A 9,296-nucleotide genomic window follows, 5' to 3' on the forward strand; every position below is an offset into this window, starting at 1 on the left:
AAGGAGGCACGGATGGACGCCGACCCCGCCGAAAACGGGAGTCCGCTGGTCGATGTCTCCGGCATTCCGTTCGACGAACTGGTCGGCTCCACGAACGAGGCCCTGGCGCGCGCCCTGCGCTCGGTGACGCAGGACGCCACCGACACCACCACGATCCTCGCGGCGTTCCAGAACTTCGCGCCCGATGATCCCGCTCCGCTCTGAGCCCGCCTGGCCCCACCAGCTTCTCGACGTGGCCGGGTTGCGGGCCGAGGGCTGGCGGCCCACGCCCTTCCGCGACTTCGTGCTCAAGGTGCACCAGCGCTGCAATCTCGCCTGCACCTACTGCTACGTCTACGAGATGGCCGACCAGACCTGGCGCGGCCGGCCCATGGTGATGCCCGAGCACGTGGTCGAGGCGGCCGCCGGGCGCATCGGCGAGCACGCCCGCGAGCACCGACTCGATCGGGTGAATCTCATCCTGCACGGCGGTGAGCCCCTGCTGGCGGGCCGGGACCGCTTGCGTTCGGCGGTACGCACGCTGCGCGCCGCCCTGCCGCCCGGCTGCACGGCCTCGGTGGGCCTGCAGACGAACGGCACCCTGGTCGACAAGGCGATCCTCGGCGACTTCCGGGAGCTGGGGGTCTCGGTCGGCGTCAGCCTCGACGGCCCGCCCGCCCTCCACGACAGACACCGGCGGTACGCGAACGGGCGCGGCAGCTTCGCCGAGGTGCACCGAGCGCTCACCCTGCTGGCCGAGCCCGCCCGCCGGGACGTCTATGCCGGCCTGCTGTGCACGATCGACCCCCAGACCGATCCGGTCGCCTGCTACGAGACGCTGCTGTCCTACGCCCCGCCGGCCATCGACTTCCTGCTGCCGCACGCCAACTGGGAGGAGCCGCCGCGCCGCGGCCCGGGCGCGACGCCGTACGCGGACTGGCTGATCGAGATCTTCGACCGGTGGTACAAGGCGTCCCCGCAGCCGGTGCGCATCCGCCTCTTCGAGTCGCTGCTGCACCTCGCGGTGGGCGGCAGCAGCCGCAGCGAACAGGTCGGCCTCAGCCCGGTCGCGCTCGCGGTCATCGAGACCGACGGCGCCATCGAGCAGGTCGATTCCCTCAAGTCGGCGTACGAGGGCGCGTGCGCCACCGGATACAGCGTGCTCACCGATCCGCTCGGTGCGGCGCTCGGCCATCCGGGCATCGTGGCGCGCCAGATCGGCATGCGGGCGCTGGCCGACGCGTGCCAGGCCTGCCCGGTGGGCGCGGCGTGCGGCGGGGGCCACTACGCCCACCGTTACCGCCGTGCCGACGGCTTCCGCAACCCGTCCGTCTACTGTGCTGACCTGATGCGGCTGATCCGGCACGTGGACACCCAGGTCCGGGCGGACCTGGCCGAGCTCTCCGAGGCGTACGCCCGATGATCCGACGGCACGACGTCACGCCCGCCCAGTTCGCCGCCCTGGCGGCCGGCTACGGCGGACCGGAGACGATCGAGGCGCTGGCCCGGGCCCAGCTGAGCAAGCACCTGCTGCTCATCAAGTTCATCGCCGAGGCGTGGGTGGGCGCGCGCGCCCACCGTGACGCGGCCGTCGAGACGCTGACCCGCGCGCAGGCGGCCGCGCCCGCCGAGGTCGCCGAGCTGCTCGGCTCGCCGCTGGTCGGCGCGTGGGCGGCGGACTGCACCCGGCGCCTGCGGGGCGGCCTGCGGGCCGAGATCCCGCTCGACGCGGAGTGCAACCACCTGTCGGCGATCGCCGCGGCGGCGGCCGCCCTGGCCGGGGTGGAAGCCCGGCTGGAGGTGCCGAGCTTCGGCGGGCGGGTGGCCGTGCCCGGCTTCGGCTTGACGAAACTTGACGGGGCGGCGGTCGCCACCGTCGCGTGTGGCCGCGTGACCGTGGCCGGTGCCGCGCAGTGGCTGGCGCCGCGCACCCTGTCAGCCACGTCCCACGGGCGCTCGATCCGGGTGACGCTCGACGACGTCGACCCGTACCGCGGGGGCCACCACGTGCCGCCGACCGGCCGCCTCACCTCGGTGGACGGCTGGCAGGCGGTCTTCGCCGAGGCGTGGGACCTGCTCGCCACCCACGCGCCGGCGCGGGCGGACGAGCTGGCGGCGGGCCTGCGCACGCTCATCCCGCTGCAGCAGGTCGACAGCCACTCGGCGCGCAGCGCAACCATCCGCGACGCGTTCGGCGCGTTCGGGCTGACCATGCCGTCGCGGGCCACCGACCTCGCGGTGACGCTGGTGCACGAGTTCCAGCACTCCAAGCTGAGCGGGCTGCTCGACGTGACCCGGCTGTCCGACCCCGGCGCCACCGAGCTGCACTTCGCGCCGTGGCGCATCGACCCGCGCCCGGTGAGCGGGCTGCTCCAGGGGGTGTACGCCTTCCTCGGCATCGCCGACCTCTGGCGCCGGCTCCTGCCGGTCGTCGCGGAGGCGCCCCAGGAATACGCGGTGGTGCGCGAACAGGTCCGCTGGGGGCTGACGAGCCTCGAAGGCTCCGGCGCGCTGACCGAGGCCGGGCGGCGCTTCACGAGCGGCATGCGCGCGGTCTTCGACGACATGGCCGCCGACAGGGTGCCGCCCGAGCTGGTCCGGCGGGCGGAGCGGAAGCTGCGCGGCACCCACGACGCCTGGCAGCGCCGACACCAGACCACGGACAGCCCGGCGCGGCCCTGACCCGGTCAGACCGTGGGGTCGGGCTCTCCCGGGTCGCCGGCGTAGTTGTCGAAGGCGGACAGGACCTCCTGCGGGCGGTCGATGTCGGCCAGCACGCGGCGCAGCGAGTTGAGCAGGGCGCTGTCGCCGCCGGCGAGGATGTGGTCGAGGGGGAGCCGCGTGACGTCGGCCAGACGTTCCGCTTGCGCATCGCCGTGCTCGGCGCTTGGCATCCGCCCTCCACCGGACAGGGGCCGGATCGGCGAGATCGGCCCTGATCATGACACTACCGCTCGTGACGGGGCCGGGTGGCCACTCGCGCCACCGCCGGCACCTTGGTGAGACGGCCACCTTAGCGTCTAGTCGCACGACTAGTACTGTATCAGGCTCCGGAGTAGCCCACGATGACGGGGGTGTAGGTGCCCACCGAGGTCTGACCGTAGGAGTCGTCGACGGTGTAGCGGATCGGCGGCACCGGGCCGGCGGCGCCCCGGGCCGGGATGAAGACCAGGGCGCCACTGGTCTCGATGAGCGTGTCATCGTGGGGCCGGCCGGGCGTGGCGGCGATCGACGAGGCCATCGCGAGCGAGACGCTGCCCTGCGGGAAGTCGGCGGGCTCGCTCTCGGCCAGCCCGAGGGAGCCGCCGGGCGGCAGCGCGAAGATGACGGACTGCGGGGCGCCCCGTCCCCCGGTCGAGGTAAGGCGCGCGGCCGTCGGCGGGGGCGGGCAGGTGACCGTCGCCGCGTAGCGGAGCGTGCGTTCCCGGCCGCCGGGCCCGGTGAGCCGGATGGTGACGGGCGTGGCGGTGCCGACGAAGCGGAGCTTGGGTGTGTAGGTGACGCTGGTCGGCGTGCCCCGCGTGTAGAAGCCCTCGGGCACGAGCACCGTCTCGACGTAGGCCGGGTCGCGGCCGTCGAGCGTCATGCGCCAGCCGGGGGGCACGTCCACGGTGACGGTCTGCTTTCGAAGGCCGGCCGCCGTCGAGGTGAGCAGCTCCGGCGTGGCGGCCGGAGCGGTCACCGATGCGGGGCAGGCCGCGGCTCCCGCCGCACTCGCGGTCGCTGCGCTCGTGCCCGTGGCGGTAGCTCCCATGCTCGCGGCGGCGCCTGGCGCGGTGACGGGGGTCGCGAGTGTGCCCGCGGCCAAGGCGGGTGTCGCCGTCAGCAGCATCGGTGCCGCCGCAGTCAGCATCAGAAGTCTCCGCATGAAGTCATGATAAATCCGGACAAATCTTCGGAGGCATGGGGTAGGGGGTGGCGGCCTGGGCGGCCTGGGCGGGTTGGCGGCGCGTGGGGCTCGGGCGGGTCAGACAGGTTGGCGAGGGCGTGGGGATCGGTGGGTGTGGCATCCGGGCGGGCTGAAGGGAAGGAGCCGGCTGGCTTGGCGGGCACGGGCGGTGAGAGCGGGCGGTGAGAGCGGGCGGTGAGGGCGGGCGGTGAGGGCGGCGCGGAGGGGGCCGGCGGCGAGCAGCGGGCAGGGCGGCGAGGGCGGCGCGCAGTGGGCAGGCGGCCAGGGCGGCGCGCAGTGGGTGGGTGGCGCGGAGTGGGGCGGCGAGGCGGTGTGGGTGGTTTCAGGGCCGTGGGCCGTCGAGGGCACCCGATGGGGAGGGCTCCTTGCGGGGAAGGCCGTCGAGGAGCTGGTCGAGGCGGCGCAGCCGGGGGTCGTCCGCGTCGGGCTCCGGGGTGTCGTGGCCGGTGGTGTCCGGGCCGGAGGGGACGCCGGTGAGGCGGAGCAGGACGGTGAAGACGACCGTGACCAGGAGGTTGACCGCGAGCGCCACCAGTCCGACGTAGATGGTGCGGCCGTCGCCGAGCGACCAGCTGGAGCCGCCGAAGTGGGCCTCGGCCACCCGGCCGGCCGCGTCGAGGCGAGGGATGTTGTAGAGCATCGTGACGCCGACGGCCAGGCCCGTGAGCAGGCCGATGATCAGGGCCTGACGGTGGAACCAGGCGGTCAGCAGGCCCAGCACCACCGCGGGCACGGTTTGCAGGATGACCACGCCGCCGATGAGCTGGAGCTCGACCGAGTACGTGGCGTCGACCAGCAGGATGAACGCCACCGCCCCGAACTTGACCGCCAGTGACGTCCAGCGGCTGACCCTGGCCTCCTCGGCCGGGGACGCGGACGGGCGCAGGTAGGGGCGGTAGATGCTGCGGGTGAAGCAGTTCGCGGCCGCGATCGACATGACGGCGGCCGGGATGAGGGCGGCGATGCTGAGGGCCGCGTACGCGACGCCGGCCGACCACGGCGGGAAGTACTCCTGGATCATGCGGGGGACCACGGTGTTGAGGTCGCCGTCGAGCGGGACGACGCCGCGGGCCAGGGCGAAGAAGCCCAGCAGCGCCATCAGGGCCAGCGCCAGGCAGTAGACGGGCAGCGCGGCGGCGTTGCGGCGGATCGTGGCCACGTCCTTCGCCGCCAGCATGCCGGTCAGCGCGTGCGGATACGCGAAGATGGCCAGCGCCGAGCCGAGCACCAGCGTGAGGAAGCCGAGCTGGCCGTTCTCCGGCAGCAGCAGGCCCTGGGGGAGGCGCTGACCGGCCTGGTGGAACGTCGTGTCCCAGCCGCCGAACATGGCGACCATCAGCACGGCGGTGATCAGCATCCACGCCAGCAGCACGTCCTTGACGATGGAGAGCAGCGCCGGCGCGCGCAGGCCGGAGCGGAACGTGCAGATCGACACGATGGTGACGGCGGCCAGCAGCGGCAGCTCGCCGCCGAGCCCGACCGTGCGCAGCACCGCCTGCAACGACAGGAGCTGCACCGCGATGTACGGCATCGTGGCGAGGATGCCCGTCACGGCGACCAGCGCGCTCAGCGCCGGCGAGCCGAAGCGGGCGCCGGCGAACTCGCCGTGGGTGAGGAAGCCGTGCCGGCGGGCCACCGACCAGATCTTCGTGGTCAGCACGAAGGTGAGCGGGGCGGTGACGATCGCGAACGGCACGGCGAAGAACCCGATCGCCCCGGCGCCGTAGGTCAGGGCGGGCACGGCGATGAAGGTGTACGCGCTGTACATGCTGCCGCCGAGGAGGAACCACGTGGTCCAGTTGCCGAACGCCCGCCCGGCGACGCCCCACTCCTCGAGCGTCTGGCGGTGCCGGGCACGGCGCCGGTGTGCCATGCCGAAGCCGAGCGAGAGGACCGCCGTCATCAGGACGACGAAGACGGCGACGTCGGTCATCGCCCCTCCCCGTGCTTGCCGGGAGCCGTCACGAGGTAGACCGCCGTGATGACCGCGATCGCCAGCAGGGCGCAGAAGAACTGGTACCAGTAGAAGAACGGCACACCCAGGATCACCGGGTCGGTCCGGTTGGTGAACGGGGTCAGCAGGGGCGCGGCCGCCGGCACGGCCAGCAGCCATTGGGCTCGGGGCTTGGGCACGCCGAACGATAAACGTCAGTCGATCTGTGACGCCATGGTCACCGAGGATCGTGCGACAGCCGTCTCAAGATCTCCCGGGCGGCCCGCTCGGCGAGCGCCAGATCGGCGTGCCGGCCGGCGACCAGCTCGCCGTAGAGGGCCGATTCGATGATCCGTACGTAGAGGTAGGCCAGCTCGTCGGTGGGCTCGGGCAGGCCGGCCGCGCGGAAGATCTCGTGCTGGGCGGCGACGATCCGCTCGGTCACGCCGCCCGCGCTCGTCAGCAGCACGCGGGCCGCCACCTCCGGCTCGGCCGTGAGGAACCGGCGGAACGGCTCGGCGGCCATCAGCCGGCCGGTGAACCGGCGGGTGACCTCCAGCACCCCGTCGGTGCCGGTGGCCGTGCACTCCCGGCGCGCCTCGGCCAGCATCCGCTCGGCCAGCCGCCACAGGACGTCGCCGAGCAGCCGGTCGCGGCTGTGCGTGATGCGGTAGAGGGTCGCCCGGCTGACGCACATCTCCTCGGCCAGCCCGTTCATGTCGACGGTGCCGTGCCGCAGGAAGAAGCGGCACCCGGCACGGGTCACCTCGTCGTCGCTCACCACCCGCCGGCTCTCCATCGCAGGCACGCTACGACAAACGGCCGCCGGATGGGGCCGGGGGAGTGAAGTTCCGGATAGCAGGAATGCGCCCGGCCGTCCGTCCTGGCACCCTTCGGGGGTGACATTGCGCTGCCTGCTCGTCGACGACAACCAGCACTTCCTGCTCGCCGCCCGTGACCTGCTCGAACGCGAGGGACTCACGATCGCGGGCACAGCGGAGGACATCGCGGGCGCCCAGGACCGGGCGGCGGAGCTGCGGCCGGACGTCGCGCTCGTCGACATCAACCTGGGCGGCGAGAGCGGCTTCGACCTGGCCGAGCGGCTGGCGCCCGTACCCGTCATCATGATCTCCACGCATTCCGGCGAGGACTACGCCGACCTCATCGCGGCGAGCCCGGCCATCGGCTTCCTCTCGAAGATCGAGCTGTCCGCGGGCGCGGTGCGGGACCTCGTCTCGGGGCGCTGAGATGCCGTCGTTGCTGGGGCGGCGCCGCGAGCAGGAGACGCTCGGCGCCCTGCTGCGCGACCTGCGCTGACATGCGACGGATCGTGGCCGCCCTGCTCGCGGCCTTGGCGGTGGCGGGATGCGACGGGCAGCCCGATCCGCGGCCCGCCGGCTCGGCCTCGCCCGCCGCCTGGAGTGCGCCGCCCGCCGACGGGACCTTCGACTATCAGCTCGGCGGCGCCTACGAGCCCGCCGCCGGCGTCCGGATCGTCGACCGCGACCGGACCGCGGCGGCCGTGCCCGGGGTCTACGGCATCTGCTATGTCAACGCCTTCCAGACCCAGCCGGGCGAGAACGGCTGGTGGCGGCGCGAGCATCCGGACCTGGTCCTGCGCGTGGCGGACCCGGACTGGCCCGGCGAGTTCCTGCTCGACATCTCCACCGCGGCGAAACGGCAGGCGCTGGCGGAGATCGTGGAGGGCTGGTTCGGGGACTGCGCGGCGAAGGGCTTCCGCGCGGTGGAGCCGGACAACCTCGACTCGTACACCCGGTCGGGTGGGCGGCTCGCCGAGGGCGACGCGCTGGCGTACGGCCGCTTGCTCGTCGAGAAGGCGCACACCGCGGGGCTGGCGATCGGGCAGAAGAACGCCGCCGAGGTCGACGGCCGGGCGCTCGGGTTCGACTTCGCGGTCACCGAGGAGTGCGCGGTCCACGACGAATGCGGCGCGTATCTGGACGCGTACGGCAACCAGGTCTACGAGATCGAATACACCGACAACGGCGCGGAAGCCTACCGTCGGGCGTGCCGTGATCACGGTGCGCGCATCGCTGTCATCCTGCGCGATCGCGACGTCGTCCCACGAGGCGAGGCGGGGTATCACTACGAATCTTGCTGACCTATTGTTCCCCTGTGGACCCCGTCGCCTCCGGCATCGACCCCAACGTCGCCCACCCCGCCCGGCGCTACAACTACTGGCTCGGCGGCAAGGACAACTTCGCCGCGGACCGCGCCTCGGGCGACGAGCTCGAGCGCCTCTTCCCCAAGGTGCGCCTCGGTGCCCTCGCCAACCGCGCGATGCTCCAGCGCGCCACCCGGTTCCTGGCCGCCGAGGCCGGCATCCGGCAGTTCCTCGACATCGGCACGGGCCTGCCCACGGCCGACAACACCCACGAGGTCGCGCAGCGGGTCGCCCCCGAGTCGCGGATCGTCTACGTCGACAACGACCCGCTGGTGATGGTGCACGCCCGCGCGCTGCTCAACAGCAGCCCCGAGGGCCGCACGGCGTACATCGAGGCCGACCTCAACGACCCCGAGCGCATCCTCGCCGACCCGGCGCTGGAGGAGACGCTCGACCTGAAGCAGCCGGTCGCCCTGATGCTCATCGCGGTGCTGCACTTCATCCACGGCGACGGCGCCGCCAAGCCCATCGTGACCCGCCTGCTCGACGCCCTGCCGTCCGGCAGCTACCTGGTCGCCACGCACGCCACCTCCGACTTCGGCACCCCCGAGCAGCAGGCCCTCTACCGCCAGCTGATCGAGCAGGGCAAGTCCGACGTCTGGACCCGCCCGCGCGACGAGTTCGCCGCCCTCTTCGACGGCCTCGAGCTGATCGACCCGGGCGTCGTCCCGGCCAGCGAGTGGCGCCCCGACCCGGGCACCGAGATCCCGGCCCGCTCCGACATCAACGTCTGGACCGCCGTCGGCCGCAAGCCGTGACCGGGTTGCCTTGGAGCTCCTGACTCTTCGGGTGGTGGAGGCGGCGTGTTCGGAGCCCAGCCGGCCGCGGTCTCCTGGACTCCGGCCGCTCTTGGGCCGCCCTTGAGCGGCAGATCCACCTTGCCCGCGGCGTGGAGCTCGGCGAGCGGCAGCCGCGGCTCGATGCGGGCCCCGAGGTCGTCGTCGACCGGTTCGAACGTCATAGATCGATGCGTTGCTTCGCCGCCGTGGGGTCGTCGGCCTCGCCGAAGCGCAGCACGACGTGTGCCGGTCTGGCGGGAAAGGCCCGTAGCTCTGGTTCCATCGCGGCGAAGAGACGGCTCGCATCGGGGCCGTAGGCGTAGAGCTCGACTTCGCCGCCACCGAACAGGTTGCCGTCGAACTCTCCGGCGCCGGCGGCTTCGATGGCATTCCGCAGGCGACCCTGGAGTGCATAGATCGCCTTGCGGTCGCTTTCCTCCCCGTACCGATCGTCGGACAAGGCGTAGGTGACGAGGACGGCATGCTCAGGGGAGGTCATGGGCTATTTCA

At 72.8% G+C, this 9,296-nt stretch carries 12 protein-coding genes; 6 read left to right on the forward strand and 6 right to left on the reverse strand.

Annotation, left to right across the window (positions count from 1 at the left end):
* The first annotated feature begins 12 nt into the window (after nucleotides 1-12).
* From fxsA (Ade02nite_RS15615) to Ade02nite_RS15625, 3 genes are read left to right on the forward strand one after another with little or no spacing between them, the layout of a single operon-like run.
* Nucleotides 13-204: an FxSxx-COOH cyclophane-containing RiPP peptide gene (gene fxsA / locus Ade02nite_RS15615; protein ID WP_203762831.1), complete on the forward strand. Its 192-nt coding sequence runs from the start codon at nucleotides 13-15 to the stop codon at nucleotides 202-204.
* The gene (locus tag Ade02nite_RS15620; protein ID WP_203762833.1) at nucleotides 185-1,402 is read left to right on the forward strand and encodes an FxsB family cyclophane-forming radical SAM/SPASM peptide maturase; all 1,218 of its coding nucleotides are present in this window, start codon (nucleotides 185-187) and stop codon (nucleotides 1,400-1,402) included. Before fxsA (Ade02nite_RS15615) ends, Ade02nite_RS15620 begins: the two co-directional genes overlap by 20 nt.
* The gene (locus tag Ade02nite_RS15625) at nucleotides 1,399-2,661 is read left to right on the forward strand and encodes an HEXXH motif domain-containing protein (protein ID WP_203762835.1); all 1,263 of its coding nucleotides are present in this window, start codon (nucleotides 1,399-1,401) and stop codon (nucleotides 2,659-2,661) included. Before Ade02nite_RS15620 ends, Ade02nite_RS15625 begins: the two co-directional genes overlap by 4 nt.
* A 5-nt stretch (nucleotides 2,662-2,666) precedes the next feature.
* Here Ade02nite_RS15625 and fxsA (Ade02nite_RS15630) read toward each other — a convergent pair whose 3' ends face one another.
* From fxsA (Ade02nite_RS15630) to Ade02nite_RS15650, 5 genes are all read right to left on the reverse strand, one after another.
* The gene (gene fxsA, locus Ade02nite_RS15630; RefSeq protein WP_203762837.1) at nucleotides 2,667-2,873 is read right to left on the reverse strand and encodes an FxSxx-COOH cyclophane-containing RiPP peptide; all 207 of its coding nucleotides are present in this window, start codon (nucleotides 2,871-2,873) and stop codon (nucleotides 2,667-2,669) included.
* Between the two features lie 149 nt (nucleotides 2,874-3,022).
* On the reverse strand, nucleotides 3,023-3,847 hold the full coding sequence (locus tag Ade02nite_RS15635; RefSeq protein ID WP_203762839.1) for a hypothetical protein: 825 nt from the start codon (nucleotides 3,845-3,847) through the stop codon (nucleotides 3,023-3,025).
* Between the two features lie 364 nt (nucleotides 3,848-4,211).
* On the reverse strand, nucleotides 4,212-5,822 hold the full coding sequence (locus tag Ade02nite_RS15640; RefSeq protein WP_203762841.1) for a sodium:solute symporter family protein: 1,611 nt from the start codon (nucleotides 5,820-5,822) through the stop codon (nucleotides 4,212-4,214).
* Complete coding sequence (locus tag Ade02nite_RS15645; RefSeq protein WP_203762843.1) at nucleotides 5,819-6,022, reverse strand: DUF3311 domain-containing protein; 204 nt, start codon at nucleotides 6,020-6,022, stop codon at nucleotides 5,819-5,821. The genes Ade02nite_RS15640 and Ade02nite_RS15645 overlap by 4 nt, the downstream gene beginning before the upstream one ends.
* Before the next feature lie 38 nt (nucleotides 6,023-6,060).
* On the reverse strand, nucleotides 6,061-6,621 hold the full coding sequence (locus Ade02nite_RS15650) for a QsdR family transcriptional regulator (RefSeq protein WP_203762845.1): 561 nt from the start codon (nucleotides 6,619-6,621) through the stop codon (nucleotides 6,061-6,063).
* Nucleotides 6,622-6,721: 100 nt separating this feature from the next.
* On the opposite strand from Ade02nite_RS15650, the gene Ade02nite_RS15655 reads away from it, so the two are divergent.
* The 3 genes from Ade02nite_RS15655 (at nucleotide 6,722) to Ade02nite_RS15665 (ending at nucleotide 8,765) form a co-directional block, all read left to right on the forward strand.
* Entirely contained in the window at nucleotides 6,722-7,069 is a 348-nt protein-coding gene (locus tag Ade02nite_RS15655; protein ID WP_203762848.1) for a response regulator, read from the forward strand.
* Between the two features lie 71 nt (nucleotides 7,070-7,140).
* Nucleotides 7,141-7,944: an endo alpha-1,4 polygalactosaminidase gene (locus Ade02nite_RS15660; RefSeq protein ID WP_203762851.1), complete on the forward strand. Its 804-nt coding sequence runs from the start codon at nucleotides 7,141-7,143 to the stop codon at nucleotides 7,942-7,944.
* Nucleotides 7,945-7,958: 14 nt separating this feature from the next.
* Nucleotides 7,959-8,765 (forward strand): SAM-dependent methyltransferase, encoded by an 807-nt coding sequence (locus tag Ade02nite_RS15665; protein ID WP_239168780.1) that lies wholly within the window; start codon nucleotides 7,959-7,961, stop codon nucleotides 8,763-8,765.
* Nucleotides 8,766-8,964: 199 nt separating this feature from the next.
* On the opposite strand, the gene Ade02nite_RS15670 is transcribed toward Ade02nite_RS15665, so the two are convergent.
* A complete protein-coding gene (locus Ade02nite_RS15670) occupies nucleotides 8,965-9,285 on the reverse strand; it encodes a hypothetical protein (protein WP_203762854.1) in 321 nt (106 codons plus the stop codon).
* Nucleotides 9,286-9,296: the final 11 nt, after the last annotated feature.

Origin of the sequence: Paractinoplanes deccanensis (assembly GCF_016862115.1) — a bacterium.
Classification (GTDB): domain Bacteria; phylum Actinomycetota; class Actinomycetes; order Mycobacteriales; family Micromonosporaceae; genus Actinoplanes; species Actinoplanes deccanensis.

Bases quoted from the DNA above. Each gene is read 5' to 3' on its own strand.
- fxsA (WP_203762831.1), top strand. From the start codon at position 13: ATGGACGCCGACCCCGCCGAAAACGGGAGTCCGCTGGTCGATGTCTCC.
- Ade02nite_RS15620 (WP_203762833.1), top strand. From the start codon at position 185: ATGATCCCGCTCCGCTCTGAGCCCGCCTGGCCCCACCAGCTTCTCGAC.
- Ade02nite_RS15625 (WP_203762835.1), top strand. From the start codon at position 1,399: ATGATCCGACGGCACGACGTCACGCCCGCCCAGTTCGCCGCCCTGGCG.
- fxsA (WP_203762837.1), bottom strand. From the start codon at position 2,873: ATGCCAAGCGCCGAGCACGGCGATGCGCAAGCGGAACGTCTGGCCGAC.
- Ade02nite_RS15635 (WP_203762839.1), bottom strand. From the start codon at position 3,847: ATGCGGAGACTTCTGATGCTGACTGCGGCGGCACCGATGCTGCTGACG.
- Ade02nite_RS15640 (WP_203762841.1), bottom strand. From the start codon at position 5,822: ATGACCGACGTCGCCGTCTTCGTCGTCCTGATGACGGCGGTCCTCTCG.
- Ade02nite_RS15650 (WP_203762845.1), bottom strand. From the start codon at position 6,621: ATGGAGAGCCGGCGGGTGGTGAGCGACGACGAGGTGACCCGTGCCGGG.
- Ade02nite_RS15660 (WP_203762851.1), top strand. From the start codon at position 7,141: ATGCGACGGATCGTGGCCGCCCTGCTCGCGGCCTTGGCGGTGGCGGGA.
- Ade02nite_RS15670 (WP_203762854.1), bottom strand. From the start codon at position 9,285: ATGACCTCCCCTGAGCATGCCGTCCTCGTCACCTACGCCTTGTCCGAC.